This is a genomic window from Kitasatospora sp. NPDC097643 (genome assembly GCF_040302625.1).
In the GTDB taxonomy this organism is placed as follows: domain Bacteria; phylum Actinomycetota; class Actinomycetes; order Streptomycetales; family Streptomycetaceae; genus Kitasatospora.
Genome location: NZ_JBEOSA010000008.1, coordinates 14,573 through 31,819 on the forward strand (window position 1 = coordinate 14,573; position 17,247 = coordinate 31,819).

Below are 17,247 nucleotides of genomic sequence, written 5' to 3' on the forward strand. Positions count from 1 at the left end.
TGATCGTCAGTTTCCGATGTCGAGTTGGACGTGCTCGATGTCCTCGTCGAGGAAGGCGGTCAGGTCCTGGGCTTCGGCCCGGACGGCTTCCTGTTCCGGGGCGGTGAGGGGCCGGAGGGGACTGATGCGCAGGTGGTTGCTGCGCACGGTCCAGGTGGCGGTGACGCGTCCGTCGACCAGGACCATGCGGTGGCCTGCGACGGACAGACCGAGGTGGGGGGCGTCGATGATGCGGCTGCGGTCGTGGTAGCCGAGGACGGCGTTGTCGAAAGCCGGCAGGAACCGGACCGGAGCGGGGGTGTCGGGGTGCGGGCGGGGCGCGTCGGGCAGGTCGAGCAGTTCGCGGCCGCGTTCGTCACGGAAGACGGCGAGTTCTTCGCGGGCGGCTTTGACGGCGGCGGGAAGGCCGGCGAGGCCGCACCAGGCACGTAGGTCCGCGCCGGCGGCGGGCCCGTACGCGGCGAGGTAGCGGAACAGCAGCTGCTGTCCGACCGGATCACTGCCGTCGGCGGGCAGGGGGTCGATGTCCCGCTCCAGCCACGTGGCCAGCGGCAGGTTGCGCACGCCGGCGGTCTGCTGCCACAGGCCGCGGGGCGGGAGTTGGGCCATCGGGATGAGGGCGGCGACGAGCAGCTCGCCCAGGACACGGCGCGGTGGGTCGGGCCAGCGGTGTTCGAGGGCTTGGACGAGCTCTCTCATGGTGCGGGGCTGCTGGTCGGCCATGACGGAGCGGCCGGCTGCGGCGAGCTCGCCCAGGTCGATGCCGGCCAGTTCGCGCGGGTAGGTGCCCAGCACGCGCTGGCGGAGCATGGTGTCGTGGCGGGCTCGCCAGGCGAGTGCGTCGTCGGAGGTGACGAGGTGGACGGTGCGCCGCATCAGGTGGGTGCGCACCACGGTGCGGCCGGTCAGCGCTTCGTCCAGTTGCTCGGGCTTGAAGTCGGTCAGGCGGGACCACAGCCCGATGAAGGGTTCCTGGGGCTCTTGCGCCTGCAGGCCGCACAGGTGGGCCACCGCCTCGGGCGCGGACGTGTCGCTGCGCGTGAGCAGGTGCTGGCGGGCCAGGGTGGCGCGGTTGAGGGCGCGGCTGTCGAGGACGGTCACTGCTTCCTTCCGCTTCTCCAGGTGGGTAATGCCCGCGCCGTCCGGACCGCCAGGGGGCAGCGGCGGCCCGGACGGCGCAGGCCTGTCAGGTCGGCTGGATCAGCCGTTGTACGGGGCGGTGACATCCAGGACCCAGGTGACGCCGAAGCGGTCGGTGAGCATGCCGTACAGCGGCGCCCACGGCGCGGGCTCCAGCGGACGCACCACGGTCGAGCCCTCGGCGAGCCTGCCCCACAGGGCGCCGATCTCCTCGCTGTCGTCGCCGCGGACGGAGACGAAGAACGGGTCCTGACCCTGGTTCCAGGGCAGCTGCGACGGCACGTCGTAGGCCATGACGTGGAAGCCGTTGTCGCCGGCCACCTCGCCCCACATCACCCAGTCCGCCTCGCTCTCGTTCTGCACCGCGCCCGCGTCCTTGTAGGTGACGGCGATCGTGCGTCCGCCGAAGACGGACCGGTAGAAGTCCAGCGCCTCGCGTGCGGTGCCCCGGAAGTTCAGGTGGGTGGTGGTCGTGACGGACATGATCTGTTCCTTGCCTTGGCGTGACGAATGTGCGCCGTCGGCCGTCGGTGCCGAGCGGCGGCTGCCGTGACCGGGGGTTATGCCTCCCGAACGGCTCGTGTGTCACGATGGCAGAGGTAGAGGACAGGTTGCGTCCGGTACTCCGGGGAGGATGGGTGCCATGCATAAAACATCTGCCCGGCTGCTCGCGCTGCTCGCGCTCCTTCAAACGCCCCGTGACTGGTCCGGCGATGATCTCGCCGAGCGTCTCGGCATCACCTCGCGCACCGTGCGCCGTGACATCGACCGCCTGCGCGAACTCGACTACCCGATCAGGACCCTCAAAGGACCGGCCGGCGGCTACCGCCTGGAGGCCGGAACTCACCTGCCGCCCATGCTGTTCGACGACGGCCAGGCCGTCGCCCTGGCCGTCGCGCTGCAGACCGCCGCCGCCGGCACCACCGTCGCCGAAGACGCCACCCGCGCCCTGGCCGCCCTCCGCCAGGTCATGCCACCCCGCCTGCGCCACCGCATCGACCTCTTGCACGTCACCGCCGTCCAACCGCCCGAGGCCACCGGCGAGATCCCCCAGGTCGACGCTCAGATCCTGATGGACCTGAGCCGCGTCATCCACGCCCGCGAGGAACTTCGCTTCGACTACACCCCAGCCCCCGGCACCTCAAGCGGCGATCCCCGCCGGGTGCAACCCCACCACCTGGTCACCTGGCACCATCGCTGGTACCTCGTGGCCTGGGACCTCGACCGCCAGGACTGGCGCACCTTCCGCGTCGACCGCATCCGACCCCGCACGCCCACCGGTCCCCGCTTCACCCCTCGTGACCTCCCCGGCGACAACGTGTCGACCTTCGTCACCAGCCGGTTCCGCGGCAACGACGGCACCACCACCGACTGGCCCTGCCGAGGCGAAGTCGTCCTCCACCTCCCGGCCGCCGAGGTCGCACCCTTCGCCCCGGACGGAATCGTCGAGGAACTGGACCCGCACCGCTGCCGACTTGTCCTCGGCTCCTGGTCATGGACCGGACTCGCCGCGACCATCGGCCGCTTCGACACCGACATCGACGTCGTCGGCCCGCCCCAGCTGGCCACCGCCTTCGCAGACCTCGCCGCCCGCTACGCCCGCGCCGCAAGACCCGAGACCGGTCCGGATGCCGTGAGAACGAAACCCGCCGCGCCGCTCGAGCCCGTCGAACGTCCGGCACAGACCCATCGCTGATCCCCATACGACGCCCGAAGGGCTCGGCACAGCAGCCCGCGGCGCAACACGGCGGGCTGCCCTGCTCATCACCGACGACGACGATCTCCCACTCCTTCGACAGCGCATGCCGCGCCGCCGACTCCGCCTGGACCAGATGCGACACCTTGCCCTCGTCCCCGTGCGTGTCCGACACGCGCGAACCCACAACCGCCCGAACCGGCGCCAACGCCGTCATGATGCTCACAGAAGGCCCCCTACCGCCCAGGCCAGCGAGCACCCTCGAACAGGCTGCACTCGAACGGGTGGACCTTTTTCGAAAAGGTGTCGTTCCGCTGGCGGATCGACCTCCAGGTCACCACCCCCGGCCTCGCCGCCAAGGCCATCGAGGCCTACGTCGAGCGGGCCGACACCCACGCCGAGCGCTGGAGCGACCACGCGCCCGTCACGGCGGTCTTCGATCACACGTTCTGACCCAGCGACCCCGCGCCGTCGAGCGCCGGGCACCCGCAGAGGGAACCCCCGCGCCGTGGCCGCGCTCCGTAGCTCACCGCCGGGCGGCAGCGATGCGTCATCGCCGGATCAGACGGTGTGGATCTGGCGCCCGGTGATGTGCGCCGGGGTGACCCGGATCCACAGGCTGCGGACGCCACCGGCCCAAGGCTGGGCACCGGGCTGGTCCGCCAGATGGCGGATGGTTTCGGGATCGGTGACGTGCTCGGCGGTTCCGGTGATCAGCACGCTCCAGCCGTCCCGGTGGTGCTCGTCGATGTGATCGACCTGGAAGGAGACCTCAATGCTGTCTTCGACTGCCGCCGCCCCGCGTGGATCCGTCCGGTAGAGCACGGTCCGGCGGTCGACCATGTAGTTGACGGGAAACACGGCAGGTCCCGGATGGACGGGCAGGGCGATGCGGCCGATCCCGTGGGTGCCGATGCGGTCCCAGCACTCCCTCGCGGTCAGCTTCATCAGCGCCGGGTGGCGCGAGGCGCTCTGCTGCCCGGGCGGAGGCTCGGCTCGGCCTTCCATGAGCTCGGCGTAGGTCATGTCCAGAGCAGTGGCGATGCGTAGCAGGCTGGCCGGGTCGAAGTCGGCTCCCGCCTCGGTCAGGAGCTGGAGGTAGTGCGGCGACATGCCAGCACGACGGGCGAGCTCTTCCGTAGTGAGGCCGAGGTGCTGCCGCTGAACCTCGATCCTTCTCAGGACCGCCGTCGTGAGAGGGCCTGCTGGGTTTGCCGGGCTTGCGGTGTTCTCGTTCACGGTGTCCTCCTGGAAGGACGTTCGCCTCCAGCGTCCCCCGGACCAGCCGGGGGACGCTGGGGCCGGGAGGGCAGGCGCCTGGGCCGATCGGCCCTGTCCAGGAACGATCCTCTCCCTCGGCGGTACTTCCGAGCAGGCAGCACGGCCGCCGTCCACTGTGGGCAGTGGCAGCAGACGGGCGTCAGGAGCCTCGGAGGCGGCGGTGGGCAGCGCATCGGACGAGGGGCCGGCCCCGCTCCCGCAGCTGCGCCTGGATGAGCTGCTCGATGAACTTCTTCCTGGTTCTGGTCGCCGCAGGCGGGGGTGTGGTCGACGCGGCGACCGGCGCCTCGATGAATCCGGCCCGTAGCCTGGCCCCCGCGCTGGTGGGCGGCCAGGGCGGCCCGCTGTGGATCTACCTGCTAGCGGCCGGCCGGCCGGTCGGCCTCTGCGGCCAACGTCCCAGCAACGACCCAGCGTTCACCCGCGTCCTGGACCGGGCCGGGATCGACTCGATCTCCGTCACCCCGGACAGCTTCGCCGCCTCAAACAGCGGGTGGCCGACGCCGAGCGCGAATGGCCGCCCGGCGGCGACCGCGGCGGCGTGGTCGGCACCGCCGTCAGGAGCAGGGCCGCCAACGACGCCACCAGAGCCCATCGCCGTCGTGCCGAAGCTTCCGTGTCACCGCGCGCCACGTCCACCTCCGCAGTGTTGAATCCGGCCGTTCCGGTGCAGCGCCACCTACCACACCGCCCGTCCTTGCGGCGCCGCGCCCTCATGTCCTCCGCCTGGACGCTGCCCCGCTCAGGGGGTGGTCGTCAGCAGATTCTGGGGAGCTGCTCGCCGGCGAGCATGTCGACCACGCGGTGGGCCCCGACCAGGGTGCGCATGACGACCCGCCCGGCCGGCCAGTCGGCGACGTGGCCGATCCGGACTGCACCCTCGCCGCCGGGGACAGCCCGCATCGCGGTGAGCACGTCCTCGGCCTTGTCGGCGGCGACGAAGGCGACCAGGCAGCCCTCGTTGGCGACGTGGAGGACGTCCAGCCCGAGCAGGTCGCAGGCGGCGGCGACCGCCTCGGGCACGGGGATGGCGGCCTCGTCGATCTCGACGGTCACGGCCGAGTCGCGGGCGATCTCGTTGAGCGTGGTGGCCAGCCCGCCGCGGGTGGGGTCGCGCAGGACGTGGACAGCGCTGCCGCCGGCCTTCGCGATGGCGCGGACCAGGTGGTGCAGCGGCCGGGAGTCGGTGGCGATGTCGGACTCGAAGCCCAGGCCCTCGCGGGTGGACAGGACGGTCGTACCGTGCAGGCCGATCGGACCGGAGAGCAGCACCACGTCGCCGGGCGCGGCGTACGCGGCGGAGGTTCGGGTGCCCGGCAGGCGGGTGCCGAGGCCGGTTGTGGTGATGAAGAGCTGGTCGGCTGCGCCCCGGTTGACGACCTTGGTGTCGCCGGTGACCACCGCCACGCCGGCCGCGCGCGCCGCCTCGCCGAGGGAGCGGGCCACGCGTTCGAGGGTGGCGAGCGGCAGGCCCTCCTCGATGATCAGGGAGACGGTCAGCGCGGTCGGCATCGCACCCATCATGGCGACGTCGTTGATGGTGCCGTGAACGGAGAGCGAGCCGATGTCCCCTCCCGGGAAGAAGAGCGGGCTGACCACGAAGGAGTCGGTGGAGACAACCAGTTCGGCGCCGCCGGTGGCGGGCAGGACGGCGGCGTCCTCCAGCGGGACCCGGCCGATCAGGCCGCGGCCGGATGAGCCGCTGATCGCAGGCAACAGGAGGTCCTCCAGCAGTTCGGCGGAGAGCCGCCCGCCGGCGCCGTGGCCGAGCAGGACGACTTCGCCCTCCTCGATGGGCAGCGGGCACTCGAGGGCGGTCATGCCTCGACCTTCCTCGGTACGCGGCCGGCGGCGTAGAAGGCGGCGCAGGTGCCCTCGCCCGAGACCATCGGGGCGCCGAGTGGGTTCCGTGGGGTGCAGCGGGTGCCGTACGCGGTGCAGTCGGTGGGGAGTTTGGCGCCGGTGAGGATCTCGCCCGCGATGCACTCGGGGTGTTCGGCGGTGGTGATGCCGCCGACTTCGAAGCGGGTGGCGGCGTCGAAGCGGGCGAAGTCGGGGGCGAGGACGAGTCCGCTGTCGGGGATCGGGCCGAGGCCGCGCCAGGGCCGATCGGCGATCCGGAAGACGGTCTCGATGGCGTGCTGGGCATCGGTGTTGCCGTCGCGACGCACGGCCCGGACGTACTGGTTCTCCACCTCGGCCCGGCTGTCCTCCAGCTGACGGACGGCCATCAGGATGCCCTCCAGCAGGTCGAGCGGTTCGAAGCCCGTGACCACGATCGGGACCTGGTACTTCGCGGCAATGGGTTCGTAGGCACGCCAGCCCATCACCGCGCAGACGTGGCCGGCGGCGAGGAAGGCCTGCACCTCGCAGTCCGGGTCCTCCAGCAGGGTGGTGATCGCGGGCGGGACGAGGACGTGGCTGACCAGGACGGAGAAGTTGTCGAGGCCGAGCCGGTCGGCCTGTTGGACGGCGAGGGCGTTGGCGGGTGCAGTGGTCTCGAAGCCGACGGCGAGGAAGACCACCTGCTCGGCCGGTTCCGCGACGGCGATCCGGACGGCGTCCATCGGTGAGTAGACGGGTCGTACGTCGGCTCCGCGCGCGCGGAGGGCGAGCAGGTCGGTGTGGGAGCCGGGGACGCGCAGCATGTCACCGAAGCTGGTGAACACCACGCCCGGTAGGGCCGCGATGGCGTGGGCCCGGTCGAGCACTTCGAGCGGGGTGACGCAGACCGGGCAGCCGGGGCCGTGGATCATGCGGATCCCGGCCGGGAGCAGGTCGTCGATGCCCTGCCGGACCAGGGTGTGGGTCTGGCCTCCGCAGACCTCCATGATCCGCCACGGCTCGGTGGCGGTGGCCGTCAGTTCGGCGAGGAGCTTGCGAGCCAGCGCCGGGTCGCGGTACTCGTCGAGGTACTTCACCGGGTGTCACCTCCGGGAGCAGCGGGCAGGGGTTCGCCGAGTTCGGTGGCGATCGCGTCGGGGATCGCGCGGAGCACGGCGAGGGTGCGCTGCGCCTCGGCTTCGTCGACGATCGAGATGGCGAAGCCGACGTGAACGATGACGTAGCTGCCGACTTCCGCCTCCGGCGTGCAGGCGAGGCATACCTCGCGCCGGACGCCGCCGAAGTCGACGGTTCCCATCAGCAGTCCGGCGCTCTCATGGGTCTCGATGATCCGGCCGGGGATGCCCAGGCACATTCAGGTTTCCTTCCGGGCGGACAGGCGAGCGGCGGCGACGGCGGCCTGGCCGTAGCTGATGCCGCCGTCGTTGGCGGGCACGGCACTGTTGGCGAGGACGCGCAAGCCCTGCCGCGTCAGGTGGTCGTGGACCTCGGTGAGCAGGCGGCGGTTCTGGAAGCAGCCTCCGGACAGGCACACGGTGTCCGCGCCGGTCTCCCGGACGGCCTCGGCGACCAGGGCGCCGGTGACCTCGGCGAGGGTGGTGTGGAAGGCGGCGGCGATCGGCCCGGTCGGCTCACCTGCCGCGGTGCGGTGCAGGACGGCAGCGAGGGTTGGGGCGGGGTCGTACACCGACAGCTCTTTGACGCGGCTGATCCTCCAGGGCAGAGCCTCGGCGGACAGCGATCCGGCGGCCTGTTCCAGGGCGACGGCGGCCTCGCCCTCGTAGGATGCGTCGTCGCGCAGGCCGAGCAGGGCGGAGACGGCGTCGAAGAGCCGTCCGGCGCTCGAGGCGGTCGGGGAGTTGAAGCCTCGTTCGATCATCCGGACGACGGTGCGGACCTCGCGCGGGTCGAGCCGGTGGCTGAAGGCGTCCTCGATCGGTTCGCCGAGGCGCTCCAGTCCGTACAGGTAGCCGAGCGCCATCCGGGCCGGGCGCCGCACGGCTGCCTCCCCGCCCGGGAGGGGGGCGCGGGCGAAACGGCCGAGGCGGCGGTAGCCGGTGAGGTCGGCGAGCAGGATCTCGCCGCCCCACAGGGTGCCGTCGTCGCCGAGGCCCAGTCCGTCGTAGGCGACGCCGACAAAGGGGCCGGTGACGCCGTGTTCGGCGGCGCAGGAGGCGACGTGGGCGTGGTGGTGCTGGACGGCGATGCGGCGGTTCCTCGGCCAACGGGTGGCGAAGGCGCTGGACAGGTAGTCGGGGTGCAGGTCGTGGGCGACCCAGGCGGGCTCGACGGCCTGGAGGCGGGCCAGCCGGTGGAAGGAGGTCTCGAAGGCGTCGAGGGTGGTGGCGTCCTGGAGGTCGCCCGTGTGCGGGCCGAGGACGGCACGGTCCCCGATCGCGAGGGCGAAGGTGTGCTTGAGCTGGGCGCCGACGGCGACCACCGGTTCGGGCGTGGCCCGGGGCAGGCGGAGCGGCGCTGGGGCATATCCGCGGGCGCGGCGCAGCACGGCCGGTGTGCCGAGCGGGGCGTGGGTGACGGAGTCGTCGTAGCGGGCGCGGATCGGCCGGTTGTGGGTCAGGAAGCCGTCGGCGACGTCGCCGAGGATCCGCCGGGCCTCGGCGTCGTCGATGGCGATCGGTTCGTGGGAGCGGTTGCCGCTGGTCACCACGAGCGCCTGGTCGAGGTCTCGCATCATCAGGTGGTGCAGCGGGGTGTAGGGCAGGAAGAGGCCGACGCGGTCGGTGCCGGGGTGGACGGCCGGGGCCAGGGCGCCGGGCCGGGCGGTGAGCAGCACGATCGGACGGGCGGTGGAGGTGAGCAGTGCCGCCTCGGACTGGTTCACGTACGCGAGCCGGCGGGCGGCGGCGAGGTCCGGCACCATCACGGCGAATGGCTTCGCGGGCCGGTGCTTGCGGTCTCGGAGCCGCTGCACGGTCTGTTCGTCGGCGGCGTCGCAGACGAGTTGGTAGCCGCCGAGGCCCTTGACCGCGACGATCCGTCCGGCCCGCAGGGCCTGTTCGGCGGCGGCCAGCGCGCTCTCGCCCGCCACATCGCCGTCGTCCCACTTCAGGTGCGGCCCGCACACCGGGCAGGCCACGGGCTCGGCGTGGAAGCGGCGGTTGGCCGGGTCCTCGCACTCATCGGCACACGCCGGGCAGAGCGGGAAGGCCCGCATCGCAGTGCGCCGCCGGTCGTACGGCAGGTCGTCGATGATGGTGGCGCGCGGGCCGCAGGCGGTGCAGTTGAGGAACGGGTAGCGGTAGCGGCGGTCGGCGGGGTCGAAGAGTTCGCATAGGCAGTCGGGGCAGGTCGCGGCGTCGGGTGGGATCTCGCGAGGCAGGTCGGTCGTGGCGACCGTGCTGGCGAGAACGGTGAAGCCGGGTCCGGGGGCTTCGTCGGCGGGTGCCGGGCGGCTGCGTACGGAGGTGACCACGGCGAGCGGCGGCGCGTCGGTGCCCAGGCGGGTGGTGTACTCGGCGAGCGCGGACGGCGGACCGGCCACCAGGGAGACCACGTGGCCGTCCTCGTTGCGCACCCAGCCGGACAGGCCCAGCGAGGTGGCGAGCCGGTGGGCGAAGGGGCGGAAGCCGACGCCCTGGACGGTGCCGTGGACCTCGACCCGGCGCAGTTCGGTGGTCATGGGCCGGTCTCCTTCGCCCGATGGGCGTCCACCGAGCGGCGGACCTCCGCGGCGGCGCGGGGTACCGCTTCGGAGACGGCCGGACTCAGCCCCTCGCCGATCGAGAAGTCCGTGCCCTCGACAGCGACGATCAGCAGCTCGCGGGGCAGCCGGGCGAGTGCGGCGGCCAGCGCGACGGCGTGTCCGAGGCCCAGACCGTGGGTACCCGCCGCGGCGCTGCTGTCGGCAAGGGGGTCGGCCAACAGGTGGTCCGCGTCGACGGTGACCTGGTGAATACGGCCCGGCTCGCCGGGGTGGCTGTGTACGGCGTCGACCACGATGGCGAGCTCTGCCCCCTCCCACAGCTCCATCAGCCGGGTCGGTTCGCCGTCGCAGAGGGTGATGCGGTCGACCTGGAGGTCCTCGGCGGCGAGCTCGGCCAGCACGGCGACGGCGGCGCCGTCGTCGTGGCGGTACTCGTTGCCGACGCCGATGAGGACGATCCGGTCGCTCATGCCCGCTCCACGGTGAGGTCGAGGAAGTGGGCGGCGCAGGAGATACAGGGGTCGTAGTTGCGGATGGCCTGCTCGCACTGGCGGGTCAGCTCCACATCGTCCAAGTGAAGCCGGTCCTGGACGAAGGTGCGCAGGTCGGCCTCGATGGCGGCCTGGTTCTGGGCAGTGGGCGGAATGATCGTGGCGGCCCGGATCGTGCCGTCGCCGTCGAGCTGGTAGCGGTGGTAGAGCAGTCCGCGCGGCGCCTCGGTCGCGCCGTGGCCGGTACCCGCCCGGGGTGGCACGGGGACGGCGGGGACCGGCGGGGGCTCGTACCGCTCGATGATGCGCTGGGCCTCGGTCACGGCCCACAGCACCTCGACCGCCCGGACGAGGATGCTCCGGAACGGGTTGTCGCAGGTCGGGCCGAGTCCGGCCTCGGCGGCCAATGCCAGGATCGGCGGCGGGAGCAGCGCGCCGTTGAGCGACCAGCGGGCGAGCGGCCCGGTCAGGTAGCGGCGGCCGTCGAGTTCGGCGTGGAGGGCGGTGGAGTGCGGTACTTGGCGCTCAAGGACGTGGCTCTCGAAGTCGGCCGCGGTGAAAGCACCGGTCCGGCTGCCGTACGGGACGCCGGCGTCGATCGCGTAGCCGCCGCGTCCTCGCAGGGCGAGCAGCTCGTGACCGACTGCCAGCTCCGGGAACTCGAAGCCGGCCACCCAGCCCAGGGTGTCCTCCGCATCGGTCCGTGCCTGCCGCAGTACGGCGGTGAGACGGTCGAGTTCGGCTCGCTCGGGGAGGCGATGGAAGCCGCCGAGCCGGACGTTGATCGGGTGGATGGCTCGACCGCCCAGCCGTTCGACGATCTCGTTGCCGGCCTTCTTCAGCCGCAGGCCCCGCTTCAGGAGCTCGGGCCGGGTACGGGCGAGGGCGAGCGCGTCGGGCAGGCCCAGGAAGTCGGGTGCGTGGAGGAGGTAGACGTGCAGGGTGTGGCTCTCGATCCACTCCCCGCAGTACAGCAGCCGCCGCAGTTCGGCGAGTTGCCCGTCCACGGTGACGCCGCACGCGTCCTCGACGGCCCGGCAAGCGCTCATCTGGTACGCGACGGGGCAGATTCCGCAGATCCGGGCGGTGATGTCGGGCGGTTCGGTGTAGGCACGGCCGCGGAGCAACGCCTCGAAGTAGCGCGGCGGCTCGTAGATCTCCAGCCGGATGTCCGCCACCCGCGAGCCGCGTACGGAGATGTGCAACGCGCCCTCGCCCTCCACCCGCGCGAGCGAGCCGACGGTGAGCAGGCGGTGGCTGCGGTGGGTCATCCGTCCGCCTCCTCGGCGTCGCGGGCTGCCGCGGCGAAGGCGGGGGCCTCGGCGTTGAAGGTACGGTAGAGACGGGTGATGTTCGTGTCCGACATGCCGTCACGTCGCAGCAGCGGCAGCATCGCCCGCGTGTTGGGCGTCTCCATCGGACCGAAGCAGCCGTAGCAGCCGCGCCCGTACGCCGGGCAGAGCGCCCCGCAGCCGGCGTGGGTGACCGGGCCGAGGCACGGGGTGCCGTGGGCGACGGTGACGCAGGTGGTGCCGCGCAGCTTGCACTCGAAGCAGACGCTGTGGGCGGGGATGTCGGGTTTGCGGTCGGCCAGGTAGGCGGTGATCACCTCCAGGAGCTGGCGCTTGTCGATCGGGCAGCCGCGCAGTTCGAGGTCGACCGGTACGTGGGCGGAGATCGGGGCGGAGTCGGCGAGGCTGTCGATGTACTCGGGGCAGGCGTAGACGACGGCCTGGTACTCGGGCAGGCTCGCCAGGTTGCGCAGAGCCTGGACGCCGCCTGCGGTGGCGCACGCGCCGATGGTGACCAGGTACTTCGACTGTTCGCGCACCCGCCGTATGCGCTCCAGGTCGGCGCTGGTGGCGACGGAGCCCTCGACCAGCGAAAGGTCGTACGGCGGTGGCAGCTCGCGGCGGGTGGCCTCCAGGAAGTAGCCGATCTCGACCTTCCCGGCGAGCTCGATCAGTTCGTCCTCGCAGTCGAGGAGGGTGAGCTGGCAGCCGTCGCAGGAGGAGAACTTCCACACGGCCAGTCGCGGGACGCTCATGGCGCTCACCGCTCGGGGATGGCGAGATCATCGGCGACCCGGTCCCAGCCGAACACCGGACCATCGCGGCACACCAGCGTGGGGCCGAGCTGGCAGTGGCCGCACCAACCGGTGGCGCACCGCATGTTGCGTTCCAGCGACACCCGGATTCGCTCCCCCGGCACGCCCCGGGCCAGTAGGGCGCGGGCTGTGGCGCGCATCATCGGCTCCGGTCCGCAGAGGTACGCGGCGCAATGGTCCGGGCGGAAGGCGGTATCCGCCAGCAGCGTGGTCACCAGGCCGGTGCCGCCCCGCCAGCCAGGCTCCGGGTGATCCACGGTGAGCCGGGTGTCGGTCAGGTAGCGCCAGCGCGGGAGCTCGTCCAGGAAGAGCACTTCGCCCGGGTTTCGAAAGCCGGCCAGGACCGAGATCCGGCCGAACGCATCGGCCTGGCCGAGGAGTTGGTGGATCAGCGGGCGCAGTGGGGCGAGCCCGATGCCGCCGCTCACGATCACGACGTCGCTACCGGCCGGCGGTGTCTGCCAGACGGTGCCGTAGGGCCCCCGCACGCCGATCCAGCACCCGGTTTCGGCCCGGCAGAGTGCATCGCTGACCTTTCCGACGGCGCGCACGGTGTGCCCCAGCACCCCGTCGGCGATGCGACTGACCGAGACCGGGATCTCCCCCGCCCCGAACGGATACAGCATCGCGAACTGGCCCGGGCGGAACGGACGCAGCGGCTCGGTGGCCGGGACGAGGTCGAGAGTCACGGTGTCGGCGCTCTCGTGGCGGCGCGCCGCCACCCGGTACGGGATCGGGGTCACGGCGTGCATCAGGGTTCACCGGCTTCCTCGCGCAGGGCGGCGACCTCCTCGGTGAGGTCGATGCCGACCGGACACCAGGCGATGCACCGCCCGCAGCCGACGCAGCCCGAGGAGCCGAACTGGTCGTACCAGGTGCCGAGTTTGTGCGTGAGCCACTGGCGGTAGCGGCTTCGGGCGGACGAACGCACCGGGCCGACCCCGTGCAGGTAGGAGAAGTCGAGGTCGAAGCAGGAGTCCCAGCGGCGCCAGCGCTCGGCATGATCGCCCGTCAGATCAGTGGTGTCCTCGGTGGTGGTGCAGAAACAGGTCGGGCAGACCATCGTGCAGTTGCCGCAGGTCAGGCAGCGGCCCGCGACCTGGTCCCACCGCTCGGCGGTCATGGTGCCGGCCATCAGCGTGCGCAGGTCGGTAGCGTCCATCGCCCGGCCCATCCGTCCGGCGGCCTCCCGGACGGCCGCTCGGGCCGTCTCGCCGTCCGTGGGACGGGTCGGCAGCTCGGCGAGCACCTCGTCACCGTCCGGGCTGCCGGAACGGATCAGGTAGTGGAGCCCGTCTTCGTCCACGGTCTCGGTCAACGCCAGGTCGTACACGGCGCCCCCGGGCAGGCCGGGGCCGGTGCCCATGGAGGTGCAGAAGCAGACCCCACCCGGCTCGGTGCACTCCACGGCGACGAGGAACACCGCGGCCCGGCGCGGCCCGTACACAGGATCGGTGTACCGCCCGCCGGTCAACACCCGGTCCTGGACAGCGATCGCCCGCAGGTCGCAGGGCCGCACGCCGAGGAAGGCGTACCGGGGCGGCGGGGTGTCGTCCTCGCGCAACGTGACAGCACCGTCCTCGGCGCGGTCGGCCTGCCAGAGCCGGGCGCGGGGCGGGTGCAGGAAGGTCTTCCAGGACTGCGGCCCGGCCGAGTGCGCGAACGCGGCCCGGTCCGGGCGGCGGTGCAGCCGGTAGGTGCCCGCTTCGACCTCCACGCTCCAGCCGTACGGCAGTTCGTCGGCCGAGGACAGTTCGGCGAGCACGATCGCGTCGCCCCTCACGGTCGGCCCGACCACCGTCAGCCCGCGTCGCTGCAGAGCCTCGAACAACGCCTCGAGGCCTTGCTCGTCCAGCTCGCGGTCAGCGGCCGGAGCGGTAGGCGTGGGGCTGTTCAAGGTGGACATCGGTGTCGTCCTCGGTGAAGTCGAGCGTCTGGTGCACGGCCACCACGCCGTCGACGGCGCGGCACAGCTGCTCGGCGATCGGGATCATGCTGCGGCGCGGGAGGCGCCCGGTGAGGGTGACGACGCCGTCGCGGACGACGACCTGGACGTCTCCGGGGGCCAGCCAGAGGGTCTGGCCGAGCACGTCGTGGGTGATCTCCTCGCGGATCGCGGCGTCGTGCCGCAGGAAGACCTGGAGCAGGTCGCGGCGGCTGACGATGCCGACCAGCCGGCCGACGTCGTCCACCACTGGCAGCCGCTTGACCTTGTGCTTGTCCATCTGGCGTGCGGCCTCCGGGACGGACCACGTGGCACGAGCGGTGACAGCCGGGCTGGTCATCAGGCCGCCCGCGGTCTCCGCCTCCGCGCGGGCCCGGTCCTTCGCGTCGAGCCACCGTCCCGGGGTGCGTCCCTCCGGGTCGGGCAGGACGGCCGCTTTACGGATCAGGTCGGCCTCGGAGACCATCCCGATCGGGTGGCCCTGGTCGTCGATGACCGGGATCGCGGTGATGTCGTTGCGGTGGAACAGCGCCGCAATCTCCTTGAACGGCGTGCCGGACCGGGCGGTGATGACCTCCTGGGTCATCACGTCGTGGACGCTGCGGTGCTGCATGGTCATCACTCCTCCGCAGGGTGGTGCCGGTACTCAAACTCTCCGCCCCGCCGCTCGGCCCGGACAGGGCCGTTCGGTCCCACCTCCTGGGCCGCTCACGCGGAGCTGCGCCGGCGCAACCGCCGACCGCTCCCGCTCGACCCGAAGGACGTGCACGCCGTGGTGCTCACACACGCCCACCTGGACCACTGCGGCTACCTGCCGCGCCTGGTCGCCGACGGGTTCCGCGGACCGGCGCTCACCACCCCGTACACCGCCCGGATCGCCGAGCTGATCCTCCGCGACAGCGCCCACCTCCTCAAGGAGGACGCCGACCACGCCAACCAGCACGGCTGGTCCAAGCACCGCCCCGCCGAACCTCTCTACGACGAACAGGACGTCGAACTCGCGCTCGACCTTCTTGACCCCGTCCCGCACGACACCGACGTGGAGATCACCGACGGCGCCGTGCTCCGCCTCCACCGCGCCGGGCACATCCTCGGCTCGTCCTGGGCGCATCTGACGCTGGAGGACGGTCACACCCTGGCCGTCAGCGGCGACCTCGGCCGACCCGTCCACCCCTGCTGCTCCCACCGGAGCCGTTCGGCGGCGCCGACGTGCTGCTGATGGAGTCCACGTACGGCAACCGGCACCACGAGGAGACAGCCGCCCGAGAGTGGTTCGCCCGGGCGATCGAGCGCACCCTGAACTCCGGCCCGACATCCTGGAGCGGGGGGTGGCGGCCCTCGACCCCGAGCCGTTCGAGCTCATCCGCTCCCTCCAGGAGTCGATGGCGCTGGAGCACTCCAGCGTGCCGTCGATCCTGGTCTCCGCCTCCGGCACGGCCACCGGCGGGCGCGTGGTGCACCACCTGCGCCGTCTGCTGCCCGACCCGCGCAACACCGTGGTCGTGGTCGGCTTTGCCGCCGGGGGCACTCGCGCGCGCGATCTCGTGGACGGAGCTCGGGTGCTGAAGATGTACGGCACCTACGTGCCTGTCCACGCAACCTCGGTCTGTCGGGGAAGCCGCGCCCCGCTGTAGGGCCCGGCAAGGACCTGCTGCGGGGCCGGTCGGCCCAGCCGCTATCCCTCGTTCCGGAGCTCGTCACCGACCTGGTGCGCCCAGCGCTGGATGTGCTCGGGGCTGCGGTAGTCGCCGCCCTTGCCGTGCCGCACGATGCTGTGGGCGATCCACCCGGGCGTCTCCGCGGTGATGCTCCCGCCGAAGGTGACATGGCCCCGGGCGTGCAGGTGCTCGATCTCCTTGGCGGCAGCCCGCACGGGTGGGATCTCGCGCTGTTCGGCCGTACTGTCCAGGGGACCGCTGCTGAACAGCCATACCGGCCGGTCCTGCAGAGCCTCGGCGTTGCGGTGGGCGCAGTGCAGGGCATCACGGTGCCAGTGGCCGGCGTAGAGCGAGCTGCCGAGGATCACCGCGTCGTACTCGGACACGTCCCGGACGTCTCCGGCGGGGACCACGGCGGTCTCGAAGCCGTCCTGTTCCAGCGTGCGGCCGATCTCCTTGGCGATCCCCGCGGTGGCACCGTGCTTGCTGCCGTAGGCCACCAGGATCCGTTGCTTCTTCATGGTGATTCCTCCGTGGATTCGGTCCCTCACGATCAGGGTCAGCCGCTCGACTCGCGCCGGAAAGGGCCCAACGCCCCCGGACTTCCGACCAGCCGGCCCTGCCGGGAGCCGGCGCAAACGGGTGCCATTGAGATACGGATGCCGGAGCCCCACCGGGAGGTCGTCATGCGACTGTTCGTCGGCTGTGCCAGCGCGCACGGCTCCACAACGGGCATTGCGGAGCGGATCGCCGCCGACCTGCGCGGCCATGGCTACGAGGTTGTGGTCAGCGCGCTGTCCCACGCCCCTGACCCGAGCGCCTTCGACGCCGCCGTGCTCGGCAGCGCGATCCACGACGGGCGGTGGCTGCCCGAGGCCGAGGAGTTCGTCCGGCGGAACGCGGACGCGCTCGCGCAGCGCCCGGTGTGGCTGTTCAGCGTCAGCCTCGTGGGCGAGCGGAGCAGCGCCTTCCACCCACGCATGGCCCGGCGACTGCGGAGGATGCGGGCTCGGCATCTGCCTGAGCAGGCGGCCCCCATCCGGCGAGCCGTCCGCCCGTTGGGCGAGCACGATTTCGCTGGCGCGGTGGAGCCCGGCCATTGGCCGGTCACGGGGCGCCTGGTCTTCCGCCTGATGGGCGGGCGGTTCGGCGACCATCGCGACTGGGCAGAGGTCGACGACTGGGGCCGGGAGATTGCACAGGCACTCGCAGCCGGCTGACACCGCTCACTCCGTGTGAACGATGGATGCAGACAGGTTCCGGGATTCCGGGGGTGCTTGCGGCACGAACCGGCAGGCACAACGGTGGGCGACAACAACAACCGATGACGTGCGATCGTTGAAGTGGTGGTTCCCGAACGACAGCCCGTTCGCTGTAGCGGTCGGACGGCTACGCGTGTGCCTCATGTGCCTGAACGATT

19 protein-coding genes and 1 pseudogene are annotated in these 17,247 nt (G+C 71.9%); 6 read left to right on the forward strand and 14 right to left on the reverse strand.

Translation table 11 applies throughout. From position 1 onward, the window contains the following. Positions 1–6 precede the first annotated feature (6 nt). Both ABTY15_RS07780 and ABTY15_RS07785 read right to left on the reverse strand, forming a co-directional pair. A complete protein-coding gene (locus ABTY15_RS07780; protein ID WP_350577791.1) occupies positions 7–1,101 on the reverse strand; it encodes a winged helix DNA-binding domain-containing protein in 1,095 nt (364 codons plus the stop codon). A 99-nt stretch (positions 1,102–1,200) separates the two neighbouring features. After that, positions 1,201–1,623, reverse strand: coding sequence for a VOC family protein (locus ABTY15_RS07785; protein WP_350577794.1), 423 nt, complete (start codon positions 1,621–1,623; stop codon positions 1,201–1,203). 160 nt (positions 1,624–1,783) lie between these two features. Between ABTY15_RS07785 and ABTY15_RS07790 the strand changes: the two genes are divergently transcribed. Together ABTY15_RS07790 and ABTY15_RS07795 are read left to right on the forward strand one after the other, a co-directional pair. Further along, a complete protein-coding gene (locus tag ABTY15_RS07790) occupies positions 1,784–2,836 on the forward strand; it encodes a helix-turn-helix transcriptional regulator (RefSeq protein ID WP_350577799.1) in 1,053 nt (350 codons plus the stop codon). Positions 2,837–3,151: 315 nt separating this feature from the next. Next, positions 3,152–3,289 (forward strand): annotated as a pseudogene (locus ABTY15_RS07795) (exodeoxyribonuclease III); the annotation flags it as partial. A gap of 108 nt (positions 3,290–3,397) precedes the next feature. On the opposite strand, the gene ABTY15_RS07800 reads toward ABTY15_RS07795, so the two are convergent. Continuing rightward, complete coding sequence (locus tag ABTY15_RS07800; RefSeq protein ID WP_350577804.1) at positions 3,398–4,075, reverse strand: helix-turn-helix domain-containing protein; 678 nt, start codon at positions 4,073–4,075, stop codon at positions 3,398–3,400. 266 nt (positions 4,076–4,341) lie between these two features. On the opposite strand from ABTY15_RS07800, the gene ABTY15_RS07805 reads away from it, so the two are divergent. Further along, positions 4,342–4,770 (forward strand): aquaporin, encoded by a 429-nt coding sequence (locus ABTY15_RS07805; RefSeq protein ID WP_350577806.1) that lies wholly within the window; start codon positions 4,342–4,344, stop codon positions 4,768–4,770. A gap of 103 nt (positions 4,771–4,873) precedes the next feature. Here ABTY15_RS07805 and hypE read toward each other — a convergent pair whose 3' ends face one another. From hypE to ABTY15_RS07855, 10 genes are read right to left on the reverse strand one after another with little or no spacing between them, the layout of a single operon-like run. Next, positions 4,874–5,938, reverse strand: coding sequence for a hydrogenase expression/formation protein HypE (hypE, locus tag ABTY15_RS07810; RefSeq protein WP_350577808.1), 1,065 nt, complete (start codon positions 5,936–5,938; stop codon positions 4,874–4,876). Then, positions 5,935–7,038: a hydrogenase formation protein HypD gene (gene hypD / locus ABTY15_RS07815; RefSeq protein ID WP_350577811.1), complete on the reverse strand. Its 1,104-nt coding sequence runs from the start codon at positions 7,036–7,038 to the stop codon at positions 5,935–5,937. The genes hypE and hypD overlap by 4 nt, the downstream gene beginning before the upstream one ends. Beyond that, a complete protein-coding gene (locus tag ABTY15_RS07820; RefSeq protein WP_350577814.1) occupies positions 7,035–7,316 on the reverse strand; it encodes a HypC/HybG/HupF family hydrogenase formation chaperone in 282 nt (93 codons plus the stop codon). Before ABTY15_RS07820 ends, hypD begins: the two co-directional genes overlap by 4 nt. Beyond that, positions 7,317–9,602 carry a carbamoyltransferase HypF gene (gene hypF / locus ABTY15_RS07825; RefSeq protein ID WP_350577816.1) on the reverse strand — a complete coding sequence of 762 codons (2,286 nt, stop codon included), beginning with the start codon at positions 9,600–9,602 and terminating at the stop codon, positions 7,317–7,319. It abuts the gene before it with no gap. Further along, on the reverse strand, positions 9,599–10,096 hold the full coding sequence (locus ABTY15_RS07830) for a hydrogenase maturation protease (RefSeq protein ID WP_350577819.1): 498 nt from the start codon (positions 10,094–10,096) through the stop codon (positions 9,599–9,601). Before ABTY15_RS07830 ends, hypF begins: the two co-directional genes overlap by 4 nt. Next, on the reverse strand, positions 10,093–11,388 hold the full coding sequence (locus tag ABTY15_RS07835; protein ID WP_350577822.1) for a Ni/Fe hydrogenase subunit alpha: 1,296 nt from the start codon (positions 11,386–11,388) through the stop codon (positions 10,093–10,095). The genes ABTY15_RS07830 and ABTY15_RS07835 overlap by 4 nt, the downstream gene beginning before the upstream one ends. Further along, the gene (locus ABTY15_RS07840) at positions 11,385–12,164 is read right to left on the reverse strand and encodes an NADH-quinone oxidoreductase subunit B family protein (protein ID WP_350577825.1); all 780 of its coding nucleotides are present in this window, start codon (positions 12,162–12,164) and stop codon (positions 11,385–11,387) included. The genes ABTY15_RS07835 and ABTY15_RS07840 overlap by 4 nt, the downstream gene beginning before the upstream one ends. A 5-nt stretch (positions 12,165–12,169) precedes the next feature. Then, positions 12,170–12,976 (reverse strand): FAD/NAD(P)-binding protein, encoded by an 807-nt coding sequence (locus ABTY15_RS07845; protein WP_350577828.1) that lies wholly within the window; start codon positions 12,974–12,976, stop codon positions 12,170–12,172. Further along, positions 12,976–14,130 carry a 4Fe-4S dicluster domain-containing protein gene (locus ABTY15_RS07850; RefSeq protein ID WP_350577831.1) on the reverse strand — a complete coding sequence of 385 codons (1,155 nt, stop codon included), beginning with the start codon at positions 14,128–14,130 and terminating at the stop codon, positions 12,976–12,978. Before ABTY15_RS07850 ends, ABTY15_RS07845 begins: the two co-directional genes overlap by 1 nt. Continuing rightward, positions 14,087–14,782: a CBS domain-containing protein gene (locus ABTY15_RS07855; RefSeq protein WP_350577842.1), complete on the reverse strand. Its 696-nt coding sequence runs from the start codon at positions 14,780–14,782 to the stop codon at positions 14,087–14,089. Before ABTY15_RS07855 ends, ABTY15_RS07850 begins: the two co-directional genes overlap by 44 nt. Before the next feature lie 159 nt (positions 14,783–14,941). Here ABTY15_RS07855 and ABTY15_RS07860 point away from each other — a divergent pair, with 159 nt between their 5' ends. Together ABTY15_RS07860 and ABTY15_RS07865 are read left to right on the forward strand one after the other, a co-directional pair. After that, positions 14,942–15,388 (forward strand): MBL fold metallo-hydrolase, encoded by a 447-nt coding sequence (locus ABTY15_RS07860; RefSeq protein ID WP_350577845.1) that lies wholly within the window; start codon positions 14,942–14,944, stop codon positions 15,386–15,388. Between the two features lie 109 nt (positions 15,389–15,497). Beyond that, entirely contained in the window at positions 15,498–15,803 is a 306-nt protein-coding gene (locus ABTY15_RS07865; RefSeq protein WP_350577847.1) for an MBL fold metallo-hydrolase, read from the forward strand. 41 nt (positions 15,804–15,844) lie between these two features. On the opposite strand, the gene ABTY15_RS07870 is transcribed toward ABTY15_RS07865, so the two are convergent. Next, positions 15,845–16,348 (reverse strand): flavodoxin domain-containing protein, encoded by a 504-nt coding sequence (locus ABTY15_RS07870; protein ID WP_350577849.1) that lies wholly within the window; start codon positions 16,346–16,348, stop codon positions 15,845–15,847. Positions 16,349–16,513: 165 nt separating this feature from the next. Between ABTY15_RS07870 and ABTY15_RS07875 the strand changes: the two genes are divergently transcribed. Further along, positions 16,514–17,047: a flavodoxin domain-containing protein gene (locus ABTY15_RS07875; protein WP_350577852.1), complete on the forward strand. Its 534-nt coding sequence runs from the start codon at positions 16,514–16,516 to the stop codon at positions 17,045–17,047. The last annotated feature ends 200 nt before the right edge of the window (positions 17,048–17,247 follow it).